The organism is Achromobacter sp. Marseille-Q4954 (genome assembly GCF_943737025.1).
Lineage (GTDB): Bacteria > Pseudomonadota > Gammaproteobacteria > Burkholderiales > Burkholderiaceae_B > Achromobacter > Achromobacter bronchisepticus_A.
Window position 1 is genome coordinate 373,184 of record NZ_CALSFQ010000002.1, and the last position, 19,492, is coordinate 392,675.

A 19,492-nucleotide genomic window follows, 5' to 3' on the forward strand; every position below is an offset into this window, starting at 1 on the left:
AGCCAGACTCGGCTCAACAGCGTCAGTTCAACAGTGGCCGCAGCGTCGGCCACACGTTGTCCAGTAGCAAGGGTTGGGCATCCTCGTTTGGATGGATGCCGTCAGCCTGGAACATCGCCCGGTTCGTTGCGATACCTTCCATCAGGAAGGGCACGAGCCGGGCGTTTTCGTCTTTGGCGACCGTGGGGAAGACCTGCGCGAAGCGCTGGGTGTAGTCCCGGCCGTAATTCGGCGGGATCTGCATGCCGACGATCAGGACCTGCGCGTCGGCCTTGCGGGCGGCCTGGGCCATGGTGCGCAGGTTCTGCTCGGTCATGTTCAGGGGCAGGCCCCGCAGCGCGTCGTTCGAACCCAGCTCCAGCACCACCACGGCCGGCGCGTGCTGGCGCAGCAACGCAGGCAGGCGGGCCACGCCGCCGCTGGTGGTGTCGCCGCTGATGCTGGCATTGACGACCTGGTACTTGGGGTATTGTTCCGCTACGCGGGCGGAAAGCAGCGGCACCCAGCCGGTGCCGCGCTTGATGCCGTATTCGGCCGACAGGCTGTCGCCCAGGACCAACACCGTGCGGGGCGCGGAACCCTGGGCCGCGGCGGCGGTCTGAGCGTGGGCGGGCGCCACGACGGCGGTCGCCATGGCGGTCATGAGTAGCAGACGGGAAAATAGGCGCATGGATAACAAGAATTCGATCGAGGTGAAAGGGCTGGGCAAGCAGGTGGCCGATGCCGGCGGCACGCTCTCCATCCTGGAAGGTATCGATTTTACGGTCGAGGCGGGCAGCGCCGTGGCCATCACTGGCAGTTCGGGGTCGGGCAAGTCCACCCTGTTGGGACTGCTGGCGGGCCTGGATGTTCCCAGCGCGGGCAGCGTGCGCCTGGCCGGGCAGGACCTGTTCTCGCTGGACGAGGATGGCCGCGCCCGCCTGCGCGCCAATCATGTGGGTTTCGTGTTCCAGTCATTCCAGCTGCTGCCCAACCTGACGGCGCTGGAAAACGTGATGCTGCCGCTGGAACTGGCCGGGCAATCCGCCCGAGACGCGGCGCAGGCCATGCTGGAACGGGTGGGGCTGGGCAAGCGCCTGCATCACTATCCGCGCACCTTGTCGGGCGGCGAGCAGCAGCGCGTATCGCTCGCGCGGGCCTTCGTGGTGCAGCCGGACCTGCTGTTCGCGGACGAGCCCACCGGCAGTCTGGACGCTGCCACCGGCGTGACGGTCATCGATCTGATGTTCGACCTGCATCGCGAGCACGGCACCACGCTGGTGCTGGTGACCCACGATCCGCAGCTGGCCGCCCGTTGCGGGCGTCAGCTGGTGTTAGCCGCGGGGCGGATGGTCAACGGCGCCTGATGCCGCCGGCCCACCGCCGGGCCGCCCCAAGGTGGGCCAGCCCCCTCGGGGGGCAGCTAGCCCCGAAGGGGCGCGGCGTGGGGGCCTATCTATTTCGCCTTGGCTACGGCCTGGTTCCAGGCCGCCACCACCGCTTCATACTCCTTCGCGGCCGCATCCTGACTGACCGGGAAGATCTTGATGGTCTTCAGGTCGGGCAGGGTGGTCAGGCTGGCCACGGCCACGTCCGTGCGCGTCGGGCGGCGGAAGTTCTTCACCAGCTGGGCTTCCTGCGACTCCTTGCTCAAGAGGCCGTCGTACAGTGCCTTGGCGGCATCCATGTTCTTCGCGCCCTTGATGATGAACATGCCTTCCGGCGCCAGGTAGCTGCCCTCGGTCGGGTAGACCAGCTTGATCTCCTTCTGGCCGCCGGCCACGTATTCCTGGGCGGCGTACTCGAGCGTCATGCCCACGGCATACTCGCCCGCGGCCACGCCCTTGTAGGTGGTGCCGGAGGATGCGGTGACCACCGCGTTGGCGGCGATCTTGTCCAGCCCTTCCTGGCCGAATTGCTTGAAGAGGCCGTACACCAGCATGTAGGCCGTACCGCTCTTGGACGGGTCGGTGATGGCGAACTTGTTCTTCCATTGCGGCTGCATCAAGTCGGACCAGGTGGCCGGCGCGGGCAGGCCCTTGAGCTGGCGCTCGTTGACCATCATCACCATGACGTGCACGTTGGTGCCCACCCACAGATCGTCCGGACCGCGGAATTCGGTGGGGATCTTGTCCAGGTCGGCCGGACGGTAGGGCTGCAGGTGCTGGCGGTAAGCGCCCAGCGTGCCGAAGCCGCCGCTCCAGAACAGGTCGCCGCGCGGATTCTGCGCTTCGGCCTCGATGCGCTTCATCATCGTGCCGGTGCCGCCGGTGACGGGCTGCACGTTCAATTTCGGCGACTTCTGCTTCACCGCGTCCAGGGCGGTTTCGATCGTCTCCGTGTTGTTGGACGAATAGAGCACGACATTCTGGGCCTGGGCGGCGCCGGCGGTCAGGGCGGCGGCCAGGACGCTGTACTGAAGTAGGTGCTTGAATTGCATGGTTAGCCTCTGTGCGAGTGGGTTATTTACCGGAGAACAGCTTGATGCGGAACGCCTTGACGGACACGATGATGGGCAGCACGATGACCGTGACCAGCGCCGCGCCGTAGGCCGACGCCATGCCCAGCCTGCCGCCGTCGACCTGGCGGAAGATGGCGATGGGCATGGTCTCCAGGCCGCCGCTGTAGGCGACGATGGAAGCCGATAGCTCGGAAATGGTGGTGAGCCACATCAGGATGGCAGCCGAGATGATGGACGCCTTCATGGCGGGCAGGATCACCTTGAAGAAGGTCATGAGCGGCGACACGCCCAGGCTGATCGAGGCTTCCTCGATCGACTCGGGAATGTTGAACAGCACCGACGAGGCGTTGCGCACCGCGAAGGGCAGGCGCCGCACCGTGTAGCACAGCACCATGATCCCCGACGTACCCGCCAGCACCAGCCAGCCGGTATTGAAGGTCTGCACCAGCGCGATGCCCAGCACCGTGCCCGAAATGGTCAGGGGCAGCACCACGATGTAGTCCAGCACCTGGGTGGACGCGCTGCGCTTCTTGATCGTCAGGTAGCTGACCAGCACCGCGAAGGCCACGCCCAGCACCGTGGCCAGCGAGGCGAACTTGAGCGAGTTCAGGATGGGCTCCGGCGCGCCATGCAGCGCGCGCTGCATGCTGGCCAACGACCATTGGCCCCATTGCATGACCGGGCCGCTGGTCTTGGTGAAGGCGGCGATGAAGACCACGATCAGCGGCAGTAGCGAAATGAAGATGATCAGGCCCACGCCGCTGGTATAGAGCAGGGCGGTCCACGAGCGCACGCGGGTAGCGGCCGGCGCGCGTCCCTGCGTCATGGTGTAGACCTTGCGTTCGACCACGCGCTTCTGGAAGAACAGCACGATGGCGACGATGGCGATGGACACGACCGACATCGCGCTCTGCAGCGTTGGGCTGCCGCCCATTTCGCTGACGAAGGTGTTGTAAGTCATGACCGACAGCAGCGGCACGCGGCTGCCCAGCAGCATGGCCAGCGCGAAGTTGCCCACCACCAGCGTGAACACCACCAGCGCGTTGACCAGCACCGCGGGCAGCAGCACCGGCACCAGCACGCGCAGCTTGGTCAGGAGCGGCGGCGTACCCAGGCTCAGGCCCGCTTCTTCGAGCTGGCCGTCGAAGCCGCGCAGCGCCGCCAGCACGCCCAGGTAGATGTAGGTGTAGTAGACCAGCGTCATGGAGAACACCATGCCGGTCCAGCCGTAGAACGAGGGCAGCGAAATGCCGGCGTCGCCCAGCAGGTTGGTCAGGATGCCGTTGTTGCCCAGGATCAGCAGCCAGGACTGGCCCACGATGATCTCGGGGATCACGATGGTCAGCACCGGCAGGATCGCCACCAGGTTCTTCAACGGAAAGTCGAAGCGCGCCACCATGTAGGCGAAGGGCACGCCCACCAGCACGGTGCAGGCCGTGACCGCCAGGCCCAGGATCAGCGTATTGCCGAAGGCCTCGATGTATTGAGAGTCGGCCAGCAGGGCCTTGAAGCCTTCCAGCGTGAAGCCGCCATCCTGCCCGGTGACGCTGTTGCTGAACAGCACGGCCAGCGGATAGAGCACGAAGAACAGCAGCAGAGCCAGGCTGATTGCCGTCAGGATGCCCCAGGGCCACCATTTGATTTTCATGGTCGGCGCGTCCTCAGGCGTTGACGACGCGGCTGTCGGCGGGAATCAGCACCTGTACGGCTTCGCCGGGCTGGAACTGCGCCACCATGTTGCCGGCATGCAGCTCGACGCGGATCTCGGAGCCGTTGTCCAGCGCGATGCGGTAGGCGGTCTTGAAGCCCAGGTATTGCCGGCGCAGCACCTTGCCAGGCAAGGTATTGGGCACGTAAGGGGCGGGCGCCATCAAGGCCAGCTCTTCAGGGCGGGCGATGAGCACGCCTTTGCCGTCCAGCTGGTCGCTGCCTTGCACGCCGTCAAAGCCCAGCCCGCAGATCTCGTAGCGCACATGGCCGGCGGGGGCGCCGGCCTGGCCGTTGCGGGCCGGCACCGGGATCACGTTGGCCGAACCGATGAAGTCCGCCACGTAGGCGTTTACCGGCGTGCCGTAGAGTTCTTCCGGGGTGCCCAGCTGGGCGATGTCGCCGCGGTCCATGATGGCGATGCGGTCGGACATCGCCAGCGCTTCTTCCTGATCGTGCGTCACGAATACGGTGGTGATGCCGGCCTCGCGCACCAGGTCCAGGATCACGTCGCGCATCTGCAGGCGCATCTTGGCGTCCAGGTTGGACAGCGGCTCGTCCATCAACAGCACGCGCGGCCGGATCACCAGCGCGCGCGCCAGCGCCACGCGCTGGCGCTGCCCGCCGCTCATCTGCGCGGGATAGCGGTCGGCCAGTGCCAGCAGGCCGACCTTGTCCAGCGCTTCGTTGACGCGCCGCGTGATCTCGGCGCGCGCCACGCCGCGGGCGCGCAGGCCGTAAGCCACATTGTCGAAAGCCGTCTTGTCCGGGAACAGCGCATAGTCCTGGAACACCATGCCGATGTCGCGGCGGTGCGCGGACACGTGGGTCACGTCGTCCTGGTCAAACAACAGGCGGCCGCCGTCGGGGGCATAGAAGCCCGCAATGCAGCGCAGCAGCGTGGTCTTGCCGCAGCCGCTGGGTCCCAGCAGCGTGTAGAACGCGCCGTCGGGGATGTGCAGCGACAGATTGCGCAGCACTTGCTGCCCGCCGAAAGTCTTGACGATGCCGTCTACGGTGATTGATGCCATGTTTCGCTTCCTGCCTGAGGTTGCCGGCATCATAGAAACGCGCTGCGCGCCCGACCAGCGGTGTTTTTTAAGGGTAGTCGTTAGTTTTTCTAAGAGGTCGGCGCGCGGGCTATCACCTAGAATGCGGCTGGATGACACAGGCGCGCGCAAGCCGCGCCAATGAAAAATAGACGACAAGGGAAACCGTGGGAAAGAGCAGCACTACGCGGCGCCAGGCCGGCGCGCGGGCGGACCGCAACTGAAATGGCGGGGCAGAGCCTGCCGCCGCTCAAGGCCTTGCGCGTGTTCGAAGCCGCGGCGCGTCTGCGCAGCTTCACCGCGGCCGCCGACGAACTGAGCATCACGCACAGCGCGGTCAGCCAGCAGATCCGCATACTCGAAGAGTACGTGGGGCAGCCTCTGTTCGCGCGCGAGGCGCGCGGCGTGGCGCTGCTGCCATGCGCCCAGGCCTACTTTCCGGAAATCCAGGCCAGCCTGGAGCGCATCGCGGCCGCGACCGCCAAGCTGAAATCGCCCGCCTACGGCGGCGTGCTGCGTGTCTGCGCCACGCCGTCCCTGACCATGAAGTGGCTGATTCCGCGCCTGTCGGCGTTCCAGGCCCGGCATCCGGGCGTGGACGTGCAGCTCACCACGCAAGGGCGGTCGTTCCTGGACCGCGGCGGCGACACCGGCAGCGACGTGCTGATCCGCCATGGCTACATGGCGCACTCCGACCTGGCCTGCGTGCACTGCCTGGACGATTTCCACGTGCCGGTGGCGTCGCCGCGCTTCATCGAGCGCAACCGACTGGCTGCGCCCGCGGATTGCCTGGGGCATCCGCTGCTGAAGATCGCGGGCGGCATGGACCACTGGCCGCGTTGGTTCGCGTTGGCCAAGGTGGACGTGCCCGCGCAATTGCCGGGGCCGGTGTTCGACCACCAGTTCCTGTGCATGCAGGCCGCCATGAACGACCTCGGCATCGCCTTGGCGCCCTGGTGCCTGCTGGAAGACGACATCCGCGCCGATCGCTTGCGCCCGCTGTTCGACGGCCCGCAGCTGCCGAACGCCGGCATCCACGCGCTATACCGCCAGGATGGCCCGGCCGCCGCGTCGGCGCTATTGTTCATCGAGTGGTTGCGCGAGCAAAGGCGCGACCCCTCACATACCGCATAGACCAAGGATTCCTCATGCATTCCAGCTCCACGATACCCGGCCTCTTTTGGCGCGGCATTGCGCCTCCCCTTGCGCTCGCGGACTACAAGCTCATCGCCTTCGACATGGATTCCACGCTGATCTCGATCGAGACGCTGGACGAAATGGCGGACCTGATGGGCAAGAAGGCCGAGGTGGCGGCGCTGACGGAAGCCGCCATGCGCGGCGAGATCAAGGACTACAAGCAGAGCCTGCGCGAGCGCGTGGCGCTGCTGGCGGGGATGCCGGAAGCGGCGCTGGACGAGGTCTATGAGCAGCGTGTGCGCATCAATCCAGGCGCGCAAACGCTGATCGCGGCGTGCAAGGACGCGGGCCTGACCTGCCTGCTTGTGACCGGCGGCTTCACCTGCTTCACCGACCGGCTGCGGGTGCGCCTGGGGCTGGACGACGTGCGCGCCAACGTGCTGGAAATCGTTGACGGCCGCTTGACCGGCAGGCTGCTGCCGCAAGCGTGGGGCGATATCTGCGACGGCGAGGAAAAGCGCCGCAAGCTGCTGGAAGTGTGCGCGGCGCTGGGTGTGGGGCCGGAACGCGCCATCGCCGTGGGCGACGGCGCCAACGACCTGCCGATGATGCGCGCGGCGGGCCTGTCGGTGGGCTACCGCGCCAAGCCGGCCGTGCGCGAGGAGGTCAATGTCGCAATCGACGCAGGCGGCCTGGACCGCCTGCTGGAGTTGATGGCGCGCTAGCGCCGGGGCTTAGGCCAGGCCGCGGATTGCCACGGCCGGATCGGTGTCGGCTTCATAGTCGACGCCTTCGATCTCGAAGCCGAACAGGCGCAGGAAGTCCTGCTTGTAGCCCGCGAAATCGGTCAGCTGGTAGATGTTGTCGTTGGTGACCTGGCCCCACAGCGCCTGCACGCGGGCCTGCACCTCGGGATCCAGCTCCTTGTAGTCGGCGCGCAGGCGGCCGTCCTGGTCGAGGATGGGCGTCTGGCCGCAGAGGCTGTCGCGGTACAGGCCGTAGACCTGTTCGATGCAGCCTTCGTGCGTGCCGGCTTCCTTCATGGTCTTGAACAGCAGCGACAGGTACAGCGGCATCATGGGGATCGCCGAGCTGGCCTGTGTCACCACCGCCTTCAGCACCGACACGCGGGCGTCGCCGCCGCGCGCGGCCAGCTTGGCGCGGATCTCCAGCACCTTCTGGTCCAGATCCTTCTTGGCCGCGCCGATGGAACCGTTCCAGTAGATGTCGTGGGTGATCTTCTCGCCCAGATAGGTGAACGCCGTGGTGCTGGCGCCTTCGGCCAGCACGCCGGCTTCCAGCAGCGCGTCGATCCACATCTGCCAGTCTTCGCCGCCCATGACGGCGACGGTCGCGTCGATCTCGGCCTGGGTGGCGGGCTCCAGCACGGATTCCTTGACTACTTCGCGGTCGGTGTCCAGGCCGCGCAGGTTGACCGCCTGGCCGATGGGCTTGAGGGTCGAATTGAACACTTCCCCGGTCTTCGGGTGCGTGCGGCGCGGGGCGGCCAGGCTATAGATCACCTGGTCGACCTGGCCCAGGTCCTGCTTGATGAGGTCTATGGTCTTGCGCTTGATCTCGTCGGAGAAGGCGTCGCCGTTGATGCTCTTCGCATAAAGGCCGGCGGCATGGGCCTGCTCGTGGAATTCCGCCGTGTTGTACCAGCCCGGCGTGCCGGCCTTGGCCGCGTCGCCCGGCCGCTCGAAGAACACGCCCAGCGTCTGCGCGCCGCAGCCGAAGGCCGCGCTGATCCGCGCCGCGAGGCCATAGCCGGTCGATGCGCCCAGCACCAGCACGCGTTTCGGCCCGCCAGCTATCGGCCCCTGGGCGCGGGTGTAGGCGATCTGGTTGCGGACGTTGGCGGCGCAGCCGGCCGGATGGGTGGTGACGCAGATGAAACCGCGCACGCGGGGCTTGATGATCATGGGAGCCTCGATTCGGGGAAATGCCTGGATCGCCCATGCGCGAAAGCGCAAAAAGCGACCCGCATTGTACGGGAGGAGGCGCCGGCGCGCTGCCGGCTCAGCGTGCGTCGGCCCGGGCCAGCGGCGCGGCCTGGGCGCGACTGCGGCGCCATTCGATCAAACCGATGCCGATGCCGCTGGCGCAGATGATGGCGATGCCCAGCCAGGTCAACGGGTCGGGGAAGTGGCCCCAGACCAGCCAGCCGACCGAGGTGGCGCTGATGATCTGCAGGTAGACAAAGGGCGCCAGGGTGGAAGCGGGCGCGCGGCGGTAGGCGGCGATCTGGAACAGATGGCCCAGCCCGCCGGTGATGCCGGTGGAGATCAGCACGACCCAATCCAGCGGCGCCAGCGCCTTGAGGACGGGCAGGGCGGGCGGCAGGATGAAGGGCAGGGCCAAGGTCAGGCATATCGTGCCGACCGCGCCGCTCCAGATCAGCGAGGTGAATGGATCGTCGCCTGCCACGCGCCGCGTCGCGATGAACTGCACGGCGAAGCAACAGGCCGTGAGCAGGCCGAACACCGTGCCCACCGGATCCAGGCCGCCGCCCGGCCGGATCACGATGATCACGCCGATGAAGGCGATGCCCGCGGCCACGAATCGAGACAGGCGGGCGGGTTCCTTCAGGACCCAGGGCGCTGCCGACAGCACCAGCAGCGGCGCCAGGAAGTTGATGGCGGTGGCCTCGGCCTGCGGGATGTAGCTCAGCGTGGTGAAGAACATCAGCGTGGCCAGGAACATCGAGCCGCCGCGCAGGATCTGTTCGCGCGGCTTCTTGCTGCGGAATACGCCCAGGCCGCGCGCGGGCAGCACCAGGGCCAGCACCAGCGCCAGGTGCACGGCATAGCGGAACCACGACAGCACCAGCAGCGGCACGCCCGCATTCATCACCCACTTGCCGCTGGCATCCAGGCACGACAGCGTCCACATCGACAGCACCAGCAACAGCACCCCCATCATCGGGCCGCTGGAAGCGGGCGCTGCGCGGCGCGTGCGACCGTCATCGGCCGGGGTCATCGACAAACTCCTTTGGTGGCTGAAACGCCGGTTTGCAGGTACCGGGCGGCTGCCATGATACGCTCATCGCGCCGGGGGAACAGGCTCATGATAGAACTACGCAACATCGAAACTTTTTTCTGGGTGGCCACGCTGGGCAGTTTTCGCGCCGCGTCGGAGAAACTCAACACCACGCAGCCAGCGGTATCGCAGCGCATCGCCTCGCTGGAGGCCGACCTGGGCGTGCTCCTGTTCGAGCGCGAAGCGCGCGGCGTGAAGCTGACCGCCAAGGGGCATGAACTGCTGTCGCACGCGGAGCGCATGTTGCAGGTGCGGCGCGACATGTTCGAAGCCGCGCGCGAGCAAAACGTCATGAGCGGCACGGTGCGCATCGGCGTGGCCGAGACCATCGTGCAGACCTGGCTGCCCACGCTGATCGAACTGATCCATTCCAACTATCCGGCGCTGGTGCTGGAAATCGAGGTCGACACGACCCACGTGCTGCGCTCGCATCTGATGTCGCGGCAGATCGATCTGGCCTTCCTGATGGGACCGGTGCTGGAAGCGCGGGTCGAGAACCTGCCGCTATGCACCTATCCGCTGGCCTGGGTGGCGAGCCCGGTGCTGGACCTGGGGCCGGAGCCGCTGACGCTGGAGCGGATAGGCAAGCTGCCCATCATCACCTATCCCTCCAACAGCGCGCCTTACCGCGTGGTGCGCGATATGTTGACGCGCGCCGGCGTGAGTTCGCCGCGCATGTACGGCAGCGCGTCGATGTCGATGGTGGTGCGGATGACGCAGGACGCCATCGGCACCAGCGTCATCGCGCCGGTGTTCCTGGGCAAGGAGCTGGCGCGCGGCGAATTGCGCATCTTGCGGGTGGAGGCCGATCCCTTGCCGGAACTGAGCTTCACGGCCACCTGGGTGCAGGGGCCGGATAGCCACGCGGTCCGCGTTATCGCGCAGATGGCGCAGAAGGTGGCCGAGCAGGCCGCGGACGGGACTCCGCTCTAGGTGTTTACCCCAGCAGGGGCTGCGCCGCCGGCCGTGGCGGCCTTGCGACGCGGCCGCGTTGCGGCGCGCCCGGCTGCCCGCTAAGCCCCGCCATTGCGTCGTTTGCGCGAAACGCGGGGGGCGTGGCGCACGAGACCAAAGAAAAATTTATACCCCCGTATCGCAACATACGATTGGACGCTCCGCGCCCCTGACGCTGCAATGGTGCCACATCAATAACGATCGCCTGGATGCCTAGAGCGGGGGGAAAGCATGAACCAGCGTATGTCCCATTCCCGGAACCGGGCGGCAAGCCATGCCGCGCAGGCGCGATGCGCGCCGCTGCGCGGCTGATCTCCAGACTCATTGATTGCCACCGCGCGCCGCCAGGATAACGGGATCCGGCGCGCGGCATACCATCCCGCCAGCCAGGAGTTTTGTCCATGAAGAAGTCGCTAGTTTTCGCCGCCGTCGCCGCCAGCCTGTTGGCCGGCGCCGTCCAGGCACAGGACCTCCCCAAGACCCAGTTGAAAGTCGTGGGCGGCCTGAGCAACCTGACTGCTTACAACGATTACGAAAAGCCGTTCTGGACCAAGACCATCCCCGAGCTGTCCAAGGGCCAGGTCACGGCCGACATCAAGGGCTTCAACGAAATGGGCTTGAAGGGCCCCGAATTGCTGCGCCTGATGTCTCAGGGCGTGGTCGAATTCGGCACCGCCACGCTCGCCTACTTCGCCAGCGACAACCCCATCAACGAAGCGATCGACCTGGCCGGCCTGGCGCCCGACGTCAAGACCGCGCGCGCCGTCACCGACGCGTTCGAACCGGTCTACGCCAAGCTCTATGGCGAAGGCAGCAACGTCAAGCTGCTGGGCATTTCCACGTATCCCGCGCAGGTGCTGTTCTGCAACGCCGAAATCAAGAGCCTGGCCGACATCAAGGGCAAGAAGGTCCGCACCAGCAGCCGCACCACCGCCGAGTTCGTCGAAGCGCTGGGCGGCTCCAGCGTGACCATGGCCTTCGGCGAAGTGGTGCCCGCGCTGCAGAATAAGGTGGTGGATTGCGCCATCACGGGTTCGCTGTCCGGCTATTCGGCCAAGTGGTACGAAGTGTCGACCCACCTGGTCGCGCTGCCGATCAACTGGAACCAGCAGATCCACGCCGTCAACCAGAAGGCCTGGGACAAGCTGGACCCCAACGTGCGCACTTTCCTGCAGACCAATGTGAAGACGCTGGTCGACAACATCTGGGACGCCGCCGCGCGCCAGACCCAGGAAGGCTATGACTGCAACACGGGCGCCGCCGCTTGCCCGTTCCCGGTCAAGGGCAAGATGGTCCTGGTCCAGCCCTCGGACGCTGACCGCGCGCTGCTGAAGAAGGTCACCGAAGAGGCCGTGCTGCCGAAGTGGGCCGCGCGCTGCTCGGCCCAGTGCGTGAAGGACTTCAACGCCACCGTCGGCAAGACGCTGGGCCTGACCGCTATGAAGTAGGGCCCCCCCCCGAAGCGCTGCGCGCTTCCCCCCCAGGGGGGCATGCCTGCGGACCGGCGGAGCCGGATCCGCGGCATCCGGATCGGGGAGGGGCGCTGCAGATCGGCTGAGCTGGCTTCGTGGCCCCCTGATGGGGGAGTTGCTGCAGATCGGCATAGCCGGCTGCGTGGCATACGTATGGGATCGTTCGTTAATCGCAGAGGCGGCGATGTGTGCCTGGCCCTGCAAAGGTTTGACTCATGACTCAATCTGAACACTTCCGCCTGCTGGGCGGGCTATTGCGGCGCGCCGAGAGCTTTTCGCGCTTGGCCGTGTGGGCCGGCGGCGCGCTGACGGTGGCCAGCGTGCTGCTGATCTCGTTCGATGTGCTGGCCCGCAAGTTCCTGGGCTTCACGACTGGCGGCGCGGACGAGTTGTCCAGCTATGCCTTCGCCATCAGCACCTCCTGGGCGTTGGCATTCGCCACGCTGCAGCGCGCCAACGTGCGCGTGGACGTGGTCTACCAGTACATGCCGGTGCGCGTCGCCGCCGTGCTGGACTGGATCTCCATGGTGGCCCTGGCGGTTTTCATGGTGTACCTGACGTATTACGCGTTCGAGGTGGTGCAGACCTCCTGGGCGCAGAAGTCCGCGGCCAATACGCCGCTGGCCACGCCTTTGTGGATTCCGCAGGGCCTGTGGGCGCTGGGCCTGGCCTGGATGTGCGTCACGGTCGCGCTGATGCTGGCGCGCGCTTCCGCCGCGCTGGTCACGGGTGATATCGAACTGGTCAGGAGCATTTGCGGCGTGCGTTCGGCGCAGGAAGAGGCCGACGAGGAAGCCGCCGCCGGCGAGCGCATGGTGAAGGGAGAGGCCGCATGATTTCCACCGCATTGATACTGCTCCTGGTTTTGATCGGCCTGTCGATTCCGGTGGGCGCGGCGCTGGGCGTGCTGGGCCTGATCCTGGACCCGCTGTTCTCCATGCTGCCGCTGACGCGCGCGATCGGCGAAGTTTCCTGGAGCACCAACAACGAATTCCTGCTGGTGGCGATTCCGCTGTTCATCATGCTGGGCGAGGTGCTGCTGCGCGCAGGATTCGCCGAACGCATGTATGGCGCGATGAGCCTGTGGCTGTCGTGGCTGCCGGGCGGGCTGATGCACGCCAACATCGGCGCCTCGACGCTGTTCTCGGCCACCTCCGGCTCCAGCGTGGCGACCGCCGCGACGGTGGGCACCGTGGCGATCCCGCAGATCCGCAAGTACGGCTACAACGAGCCGTTGTTCCTGGGCAGCCTGGCCGCCGGCGGCACGCTGGGCATCCTGATCCCGCCCTCGATCAACCTGGTCATCTACGGCGTGCTGACGAACTCCTCCGTGCCCAAGCTGTACCTGGCCGGCATCATCCCGGGTTTCGCGATGGCCGCGCTGTTCATGCTGACGGTGGTCATCGCCTGCGTCGCCAAGCCGTCCTGGGGCGGCAAGAAGATCCAGGCGACCTGGGGCCAGCGTTTCGCCAGCTTGGTGCATCTGGCGCCGCCCATGGGGATCTTCTTCCTGGTGGTGGGTTCCATCTACGCCGGCCTGGCCACGCCGACCGAGGCCGCCGCGCTGGGCGTGCTGGGCGCTTTCATCCTGGCGGCCTGGTTCCGCCGCCTGTCGTGGTCGATGCTGCGCGAGGTCATGGAAGGCACCATGCGCTCCACGGCCATGATCATGCTGATCGTGGTGGCGGCCAGCTTCCTGAACTTCGTCATGTCCGCGACCGGCCTGACCGATGCGCTGACCAAGTCGATCACGGGCCTGGGCCTGTCGCCCGGCTGGATGCTGCTGATCGTGGTGATCTTCTACCTGGTGCTGGGCTGCTTCATGGAAACCCTGTCCATGATGATCACGACCATCCCCATCGTGGCGCCCATCATGATCGGCCTGGGTTTCGATCCCATCTGGCTGGGCATCGTCATCATCATCCTGGTCGAAGCCGCCCTGATCACGCCTCCGGTGGGCCTGAACCTGTTCGTGGTGCAAAGCCTGCGCAAGAGCGGTTCCATGAGCGCGGTCATCGTCGGCAGCCTGCCGTTCGTGGCCGCCATGTTCGTGATGCTGGCGCTGCTGGCCTTCTGGCCGGACGTGGCGCTGTGGCTGCCGCGCGTATTCGGCTGACCTTTATTGCCTAGACGTTCCGGGGCGCGGCGAACCGCCGCGTCCTTCACTCCCTAATTCTCAGCAGGACAGACATGAAAGCCGTATTCCAGATCGAAGACTCGCAACCCCGCCAGGTGGAAGTGGAGTTCAACACCCTGATCGTCGCCGGCTGGGCCGGCCGCGACATGGCCGCGATCGAGCATCACATCGAAGAGCTGGCCGCCATCGGCGTGCCGCGTCCCAGCAGCGTGCCGCTGTACTACCGCATTGCCGACAATCAACTGACGCAGAAGGAAACCGTGCAGGCCCTGGGCGAGGATTCCTCGGGCGAAGTCGAGACCTTCGTATTCTCCGTGGACGGCGAAATGTACGTCAGCATCGCCTCCGACCATACCGACCGCAAGCTGGAAACCTACAGCGTGGCGATGTCCAAGCAGGTCTGCGTCAAGCCCGTGGCCACGAGCGCCTGGCGCCTGGCCGACGTGGCGGACTACTGGGACGAGCTCATCATCCGTTCCTACATCGTCGAGAACGGCGTGGAAGTGCTGTACCAGGAAGGCCCGCTGGCGTCGCTGCGCACGCCGCAGGACCTGATCGCGGGCTATACCGGCGGCGCCACGGTGCTGCCGGCCGGCGCGGGCATGACCTGCGGCACGGTGGGCGCGATCGGCGGCATCCGCGCTGCGGCCGACTTCACCATGGAATTGCACGATCCGCGGCGCCAGCGCAGCCTGCGCCACCGCTATCATGTCGAGACGCTGCCCGTGGTGGCCTGATTCTGGCCCCAGGCGCCGATCGCCAGGCGCGCCCGCGGGCGCGCCCGTTTGCACTCAAGCCGCAAGACGGCACTAGGATGACTATGGTTCCGACTTTGAACGATCTGACCCAGGCCCTGCAAGAGGGCCGCAGCACCTCCGTGGAACTGACGCAGGCGGCGCTGGCCCGCGCGCAGGACGAAGCGGGCGAGGGCGCGCGCGCGTTCACCCGCCTGTACGCCGAATCCGCGTTGGCGCAGGCGCAAGCTTCCGACACGCTGCGCGCCGCCGGCATCGTCCGCTCCGCGATCGAGGGCTTGCCGATCAGCATCAAGGATCTCTTCGACATCGAAGGCGAAACCACGATGGCTGGCTCGGTGGCCCGTGAAGGCGAACCGGCGGCCGACGCCGACGCTGAAGTCGTGCGCCGTCTGATCGCGGCAGGCGCGGTCATCATCGGCCGCACCAACATGACCGAATTCGCCTATTCGGGCCTGGGCATCAATCCCCATTACGGCACGCCCCTGAACCCCTACGACCGCGCCACCGGCCGCATCCCGGGCGGCTCGTCCTCGGGCGCCGCGGTGTCGGTTGCCGACGGCATGTCGGCCGCGGCCATTGGTTCGGACACCGGCGGTTCCGTGCGCATTCCGGCCGCGCTTTGCGGCCTGACGGGCTTCAAGCCCAGCGCCTGGCGCGTCTCCATGGAAGGCGTGCTGCCGCTGTCGGCCAACCTGGACTCCATCGGCCCCATCGCCGCCAGCGTGCGCTGCTGCGCCGAACTGGACGCCATCCTGTCCGGCGACGGCGGCCCGGCGCCGGAAGCGGCCGTGCTGCGCGGGTTGCGCCTGGCCATCCCGACCACGCTGGCGCTGGACGCCATGGACAAGCATGTTGCCGACAGCTTCGCAGCCGCCGTGAGCCGGCTGAAGGCCGCCGGCGCCCTGGTCGAAGAGATCGCGATTCCGGAATTCGCCGAACTGGCCGCCATCAACGCCAAGGGCGGCTTTACCGCCGCCGAAGCCTGGGCCTGGCACCGCGACCTGATCGCCCGCGCCGGCAAGCGCTATGACCCGCGCGTGGTGTCGCGCATCATGCGCGGCAAGGACATGAGCGCGGCCGACTACCTGGACTTGCTGGATGCGCGCGAAGCCTGGGTCGCGGCGGTGGACCGCCGCATTGCCGGCTACGACGCCCTGATCATGCCGACCACGCCCATCGTGGCGCCGGCGGTGGCCGACCTGCAGGCCTCCGATGATGCCTATTACGCCGCCAACGGCCTGATCCTGCGCAACCCGACGCTGATCAATTTCCTGGATGGCTGCGCGCTGTCGCTGCCTTGCCATGCCGCCGGCACGGCGCCGGTGGGCCTGATGATCGCGGCCAGCAACGGCGCGGACCGCCGTATCCTGAGCATCGGCCTGGCGGTGGAAGCGCTCTACGCCGGCCAGTGAGGCGCAGCCGGGACGGGCGGCGGCCGCCGGTCCGTCCTGGGCGCTAAGATGGCGGCTGCATAGCCGGATGCCGCCGCCATGATCGATCTGCGCAATATCGAAACGTTCTTCTGGGTCGCCACCCTGGGCGGTTTCCGGGCGGCGGCCGAGAAGCTCAATGCCACCCAGCCGGCCATTTCCCAGCGCATCGCGTCGCTGGAATCCGATCTGGGCGTGCGCCTGTTCGACCGCGACACGCGTGGCATCAAGCTGACAGGCAAGGGGCGCGAGCTGCTGTCGCATGCCGAGCGCATGCTGCAGATGCGGCGCGACATGCAGGAGGCCGCGCGCGCCAAGAGCGTGATGAGCGGCATGCTGCGGCTGGGGGTATCGGAAACCATCGTCCATACCTGGCTGCCAACCCTGATGGAATATCTGCATGACGCCTATCCGGCGCTGATGGTCGAGATCCAGGTGGATACGACCACGGTGTTGAAGACGCAGCTCGCCTCACGCCAGATCGACCTGGCATTTCTGCTGGGGCCGATGGAAGAGCCCCGCATCGAGAATCTCTACCTCTGCAATTACCCGCTGTCCTGGGTGGCAAGCCCCAAGCTCAAGGTCGGGCGCCAGCCGATCGCGCTCAAGCGCCTGGCCGAATGGCCGGTGATCACCTATCCCTCCACCACCGATCCGCACCGCGCCGTGCGCCAGCTGTTGCAGCAGGCGGGCGTCGAGGCGCCGCGCATGTACGGCAGTTCGGCGCTCAGCGTCATCGTGCGGATGGCGCAGGACGGCATCGGCACCGCGGTCATCGCGCCCGTCATCCTGCACAAGGAGCTGGCGCAGGGCGAATTGCGCATCCTGGACGTGAAGGCGCCGGCCTTGCCGCCGCTGCATTACACCGCTTGCTGGATGCAGGGGCCGGACAGCCAGATTCCGCGCGCGGTGGCTGAGGCGGCGCAGCAGATCGCGCGGGAAGAGGCGCTGCGCCATCCGGCATAACCCTGATAAATATTTTTGATCGGGGTCTATCGCAACTTGTGATTGGACGCTGGCCCGCGGTTCCTGTGCAATGCCCCAATACCTGCATCATCATCAAGGGGATAGGCATGCAATCCAAACCCGCGGCGCGCGCCAGCGTCGAATTGGCCCGGCAGGCGCGGCTGGACGCGCGCAGCGGCAAGCTGACCGGCCCGACCGCCAATCTGGCGCCGGGCCACGTCCAGGCCAACCTCGCCATTCTGCCGCGCGCGCTGGCCGCGGACTTCCTGCATTTCTGCCAGCGCAATCCCAAGCCCTGTCCCTTGCTGGCCATGTCCGAGCCCGGCGATCCCGCCTTGCCGGAACTGGGCCAGGACATCGACATCCGCAGCGACATCCCGCGTTACCGGGTATGGAAGAACGGCGAGCTGGTGGCCGAGCCTACCGATGTGCGCGATATTTGGCGCGACGATCTGGTGTCGTTCCTGATCGGCTGCTCGTTCTCCTTCGAGGAAGCAATGCTGGACAACGGCTTGCCCGTGCGCCACATCGAGCAGGGCTGCAACGTGCCCATGTATCGCACCAGCGTCCCGACCCATGCCGCGGGCGTGTTCGGCGGTCCGTTGGTCGTGTCCATGCGTCCCCTGAAGGCGGCGGACGCCATCCGCGCCATCCAGGTCACCTCGCGTTTTCCCTCGGTCCACGGCGCGCCGGTGCATATCGGCGACCCCGCGTTGATCGGGATTGCCGACATCAACCGCCCGGACTATGGTGATCCGGTGGAAATCCGCGAAGGGGAAATGCCCGTGTTCTGGGCTTGCGGCGTAACGCCGCAGTCGGTGGTCGCAGCGGTCAAGCCGGAATTCTGCATTACCCACGCGCCGGGCCATATGCTGGTCACGGACCTCATCAACAGCCGGATGGCGGTGTTCTGACCGCCAACCATCCGCTTTCTCAGTAGCGCGTAAGCGGGTAGCGGTTAGAAGTCTCTACTCGCGCTGCAGTACCAGTTGTGCCACCAAAACGATCCATTAAAGGACAAGGGGAAATGGCGACAACCGCTTTGAATCTGGGGCCTTCCGGCTTGCCGGAGGGTCTCGTGCCGCCGCCAACGCGGCCATGCATTGCTTTCACACCCAGCCGGTCCAATCCAGGAGTCCAGTTATGAAGATGAAGCTCATCGCGGGTGTCGCCGCGAGCCTGGCGCTGATGTGCGCCGTTCCCGCGCAGGCGCAACAGGCCGTGCGCATCGGCGCAATCTATCCGCTATCGGGCGCCTTGGCGTCCACCGGGGCTGAAATCAAGGCGGCCGTCGAACTGGCGGTCGAGATCATCAACAATCCGCATCCCGAGCTGGAAGGCATACCGCTGGCAGCGGGCAGCGGCTTGCCGGCGCTGGGCGGCGCCAAGATCGAAGTGGTGTTCGGCGATTCCCAGGGCAAGCCCGAAGTGGGCCTGGCCGACGCCCAACGCCTGATCGACCAGGAAAAGGTAGTGGCCCTGACCGGCGCTTACCAGTCCGCCGTGACCAAGACCGCCAGCCGCATCGCCGAGCAGCGCGGCATACCCTACGTCAATGGCGAATCCAGCAGCCCGGACCTGACCGAGCGCGGCTATAAGTGGTTCTTCCGCACCTCGCCCAACGACGATACCTTCGTCGAGAACATGATGCAGTTCCTGGATGGCATCAAGGCGGTGCCGACCGCCAAGATCGCCGTGGTGTACGAGAACACCGACTTCGGCGTGAACACCTACAAGGCGGTCGAGAAGTTCGCCAAGCAATACAACCGCCAATTGGTCGCCAACATCGCCTACAGCGCCGGCTCGGCCTCGGTGACGGCGGAAGTGCAGAAACTGGCGGGCGCCAAGCCCGATGTGGCGATCTTCGCCAGCTATACCTCGGACGCCATGCTGTTCGTGCGCACCATGCGCGAAAGCAAATACGCGCCGCCGGTGTTCCTGGCCAACGACGCGGGCTTCATCGATTCGCGCTTCGTGCAGGAGGTGGGGCCGCAGGTCCAGGGCGTGCTGACGCGCGACGTCTGGGGCAATGACGTGGCGGCATCCAAGGCCGGGCTGAAAAAGATCAACGACATGTACAAGGCCAAGACGGGCAAGGACCTGAACGGCAACAACGCCCGTTCGATGCAGGGCGTGCTGGTGCTGGCCGACGCGATCAACCGGGCCGGTTCGACCGACCCCGAGGCGATCCGCAAGGCGCTGGCCGCCACCGATCTGGGCGAGGCGCAGGTCGCGATGCCCTGGGCCGGGGTGCAGTTCGACGCCAAGGGCCAGAACACCAAGGGTTCGGGCCTGATCCTGGAGCTCAAGGGCGCGGCCTACCAGACCGTGTGGCCGGAAAAATACCGTACCGACAAGAACCTGCCCACGCTGCCGTTCACCTGGAAGTAAACATAGTCT

The 19,492-nt window shown here is 66.5% G+C and carries 18 protein-coding genes; 12 read left to right on the forward strand and 6 right to left on the reverse strand.

Annotation, left to right across the window (positions count from 1 at the left end; all coding sequences use genetic code 11):
• Positions 1–22: 22 nt before the first annotated feature.
• A complete protein-coding gene (locus NGK62_RS19790) occupies positions 23–670 on the reverse strand; it encodes an arylesterase (RefSeq protein ID WP_059375705.1) in 648 nt (215 codons plus the stop codon).
• On the opposite strand from NGK62_RS19790, the gene NGK62_RS19795 reads away from it, so the two are divergent.
• Positions 669–1,346, forward strand: a complete 678-nt coding sequence (locus tag NGK62_RS19795) for an ABC transporter ATP-binding protein (RefSeq protein ID WP_054454006.1) — start codon at positions 669–671, stop codon at positions 1,344–1,346. The genes NGK62_RS19790 and NGK62_RS19795 overlap by 2 nt on opposite strands.
• 89 nt (positions 1,347–1,435) lie before the next feature.
• On the opposite strand, the gene NGK62_RS19800 is transcribed toward NGK62_RS19795, so the two are convergent.
• Genes NGK62_RS19800 through NGK62_RS19810 form a run of 3 tightly spaced genes read right to left on the reverse strand, consistent with a single transcriptional unit; the run spans position 1,436 to position 5,178 of the window.
• Positions 1,436–2,419: an ABC transporter substrate-binding protein gene (locus NGK62_RS19800; RefSeq protein ID WP_059375707.1), complete on the reverse strand. Its 984-nt coding sequence runs from the start codon at positions 2,417–2,419 to the stop codon at positions 1,436–1,438.
• A 22-nt stretch (positions 2,420–2,441) separates the two neighbouring features.
• A complete protein-coding gene (locus NGK62_RS19805) occupies positions 2,442–4,088 on the reverse strand; it encodes an ABC transporter permease (RefSeq protein ID WP_059375712.1) in 1,647 nt (548 codons plus the stop codon).
• 13 nt (positions 4,089–4,101) lie between these two features.
• Positions 4,102–5,178 (reverse strand): ABC transporter ATP-binding protein, encoded by a 1,077-nt coding sequence (locus NGK62_RS19810; RefSeq protein WP_059375714.1) that lies wholly within the window; start codon positions 5,176–5,178, stop codon positions 4,102–4,104.
• Positions 5,179–5,421: 243 nt separating this feature from the next.
• Between NGK62_RS19810 and NGK62_RS19815 the strand changes: the two genes are divergently transcribed.
• Both NGK62_RS19815 and serB read left to right on the forward strand, forming a co-directional pair.
• Complete coding sequence (locus tag NGK62_RS19815) at positions 5,422–6,330, forward strand: LysR substrate-binding domain-containing protein (protein WP_059375717.1); 909 nt, start codon at positions 5,422–5,424, stop codon at positions 6,328–6,330.
• Between the two features lie 14 nt (positions 6,331–6,344).
• On the forward strand, positions 6,345–7,058 hold the full coding sequence (gene serB, locus NGK62_RS19820) for a phosphoserine phosphatase SerB (protein ID WP_251879959.1): 714 nt from the start codon (positions 6,345–6,347) through the stop codon (positions 7,056–7,058).
• 9 nt (positions 7,059–7,067) lie between these two features.
• Here the strand turns inward: serB and fabV are convergent, their stop codons facing one another.
• The gene (gene fabV, locus NGK62_RS19825; protein WP_059375722.1) at positions 7,068–8,258 is read right to left on the reverse strand and encodes an enoyl-ACP reductase FabV; all 1,191 of its coding nucleotides are present in this window, start codon (positions 8,256–8,258) and stop codon (positions 7,068–7,070) included.
• Positions 8,259–8,355: 97 nt separating this feature from the next.
• The gene (locus NGK62_RS19830) at positions 8,356–9,315 is read right to left on the reverse strand and encodes a DMT family transporter (protein ID WP_059375724.1); all 960 of its coding nucleotides are present in this window, start codon (positions 9,313–9,315) and stop codon (positions 8,356–8,358) included.
• 87 nt (positions 9,316–9,402) lie between these two features.
• On the opposite strand from NGK62_RS19830, the gene NGK62_RS19835 reads away from it, so the two are divergent.
• From NGK62_RS19835 to NGK62_RS19875, 9 genes are all read left to right on the forward strand, one after another.
• Positions 9,403–10,308, forward strand: coding sequence for a LysR family transcriptional regulator (locus NGK62_RS19835; RefSeq protein ID WP_059375727.1), 906 nt, complete (start codon positions 9,403–9,405; stop codon positions 10,306–10,308).
• A 422-nt stretch (positions 10,309–10,730) separates the two neighbouring features.
• Positions 10,731–11,777, forward strand: a complete 1,047-nt coding sequence (locus NGK62_RS19840; protein ID WP_059375731.1) for a TRAP transporter substrate-binding protein — start codon at positions 10,731–10,733, stop codon at positions 11,775–11,777.
• A gap of 239 nt (positions 11,778–12,016) precedes the next feature.
• Positions 12,017–12,637, forward strand: a complete 621-nt coding sequence (locus NGK62_RS19845) for a TRAP transporter small permease subunit (protein WP_059375734.1) — start codon at positions 12,017–12,019, stop codon at positions 12,635–12,637.
• On the forward strand, positions 12,634–13,917 hold the full coding sequence (locus NGK62_RS19850) for a TRAP transporter large permease (protein ID WP_059375736.1): 1,284 nt from the start codon (positions 12,634–12,636) through the stop codon (positions 13,915–13,917). The genes NGK62_RS19845 and NGK62_RS19850 overlap by 4 nt, the downstream gene beginning before the upstream one ends.
• A 74-nt stretch (positions 13,918–13,991) precedes the next feature.
• Positions 13,992–14,675: a DUF2848 domain-containing protein gene (locus NGK62_RS19855; protein WP_054454032.1), complete on the forward strand. Its 684-nt coding sequence runs from the start codon at positions 13,992–13,994 to the stop codon at positions 14,673–14,675.
• An 83-nt stretch (positions 14,676–14,758) separates the two neighbouring features.
• Entirely contained in the window at positions 14,759–16,108 is a 1,350-nt protein-coding gene (locus NGK62_RS19860; protein ID WP_118932041.1) for an amidase, read from the forward strand.
• Positions 16,109–16,186: 78 nt separating this feature from the next.
• Positions 16,187–17,092: a LysR family transcriptional regulator gene (locus NGK62_RS19865; RefSeq protein WP_059375739.1), complete on the forward strand. Its 906-nt coding sequence runs from the start codon at positions 16,187–16,189 to the stop codon at positions 17,090–17,092.
• 107 nt (positions 17,093–17,199) lie between these two features.
• Positions 17,200–18,006, forward strand: coding sequence for a putative hydro-lyase (locus tag NGK62_RS19870; protein WP_059376159.1), 807 nt, complete (start codon positions 17,200–17,202; stop codon positions 18,004–18,006).
• A 229-nt stretch (positions 18,007–18,235) separates the two neighbouring features.
• A complete protein-coding gene (locus NGK62_RS19875) occupies positions 18,236–19,483 on the forward strand; it encodes an ABC transporter substrate-binding protein (protein WP_251879962.1) in 1,248 nt (415 codons plus the stop codon).
• Positions 19,484–19,492: the final 9 nt, after the last annotated feature.

Coding starts and splice junctions, on each gene's coding strand:
- NGK62_RS19795 (WP_054454006.1), top strand. CDS start 669: ATGGATAACAAGAATTCGATCGAGGTGAAAGGGCTGGGCAAGCAGGTG.
- NGK62_RS19790 (WP_059375705.1), bottom strand. CDS start 670: ATGCGCCTATTTTCCCGTCTGCTACTCATGACCGCCATGGCGACCGCC.
- NGK62_RS19800 (WP_059375707.1), bottom strand. CDS start 2,419: ATGCAATTCAAGCACCTACTTCAGTACAGCGTCCTGGCCGCCGCCCTG.
- NGK62_RS19805 (WP_059375712.1), bottom strand. CDS start 4,088: ATGAAAATCAAATGGTGGCCCTGGGGCATCCTGACGGCAATCAGCCTG.
- NGK62_RS19810 (WP_059375714.1), bottom strand. CDS start 5,178: ATGGCATCAATCACCGTAGACGGCATCGTCAAGACTTTCGGCGGGCAG.
- NGK62_RS19815 (WP_059375717.1), top strand. CDS start 5,422: ATGGCGGGGCAGAGCCTGCCGCCGCTCAAGGCCTTGCGCGTGTTCGAA.
- serB (WP_251879959.1), top strand. CDS start 6,345: ATGCATTCCAGCTCCACGATACCCGGCCTCTTTTGGCGCGGCATTGCG.
- fabV (WP_059375722.1), bottom strand. CDS start 8,258: ATGATCATCAAGCCCCGCGTGCGCGGTTTCATCTGCGTCACCACCCAT.
- NGK62_RS19830 (WP_059375724.1), bottom strand. CDS start 9,315: ATGACCCCGGCCGATGACGGTCGCACGCGCCGCGCAGCGCCCGCTTCC.
- NGK62_RS19835 (WP_059375727.1), top strand. CDS start 9,403: ATGATAGAACTACGCAACATCGAAACTTTTTTCTGGGTGGCCACGCTG.
- NGK62_RS19840 (WP_059375731.1), top strand. CDS start 10,731: ATGAAGAAGTCGCTAGTTTTCGCCGCCGTCGCCGCCAGCCTGTTGGCC.
- NGK62_RS19845 (WP_059375734.1), top strand. CDS start 12,017: ATGACTCAATCTGAACACTTCCGCCTGCTGGGCGGGCTATTGCGGCGC.
- NGK62_RS19850 (WP_059375736.1), top strand. CDS start 12,634: ATGATTTCCACCGCATTGATACTGCTCCTGGTTTTGATCGGCCTGTCG.
- NGK62_RS19855 (WP_054454032.1), top strand. CDS start 13,992: ATGAAAGCCGTATTCCAGATCGAAGACTCGCAACCCCGCCAGGTGGAA.
- NGK62_RS19860 (WP_118932041.1), top strand. CDS start 14,759: ATGGTTCCGACTTTGAACGATCTGACCCAGGCCCTGCAAGAGGGCCGC.
- NGK62_RS19865 (WP_059375739.1), top strand. CDS start 16,187: ATGATCGATCTGCGCAATATCGAAACGTTCTTCTGGGTCGCCACCCTG.
- NGK62_RS19870 (WP_059376159.1), top strand. CDS start 17,200: ATGCAATCCAAACCCGCGGCGCGCGCCAGCGTCGAATTGGCCCGGCAG.
- NGK62_RS19875 (WP_251879962.1), top strand. CDS start 18,236: ATGAAGATGAAGCTCATCGCGGGTGTCGCCGCGAGCCTGGCGCTGATG.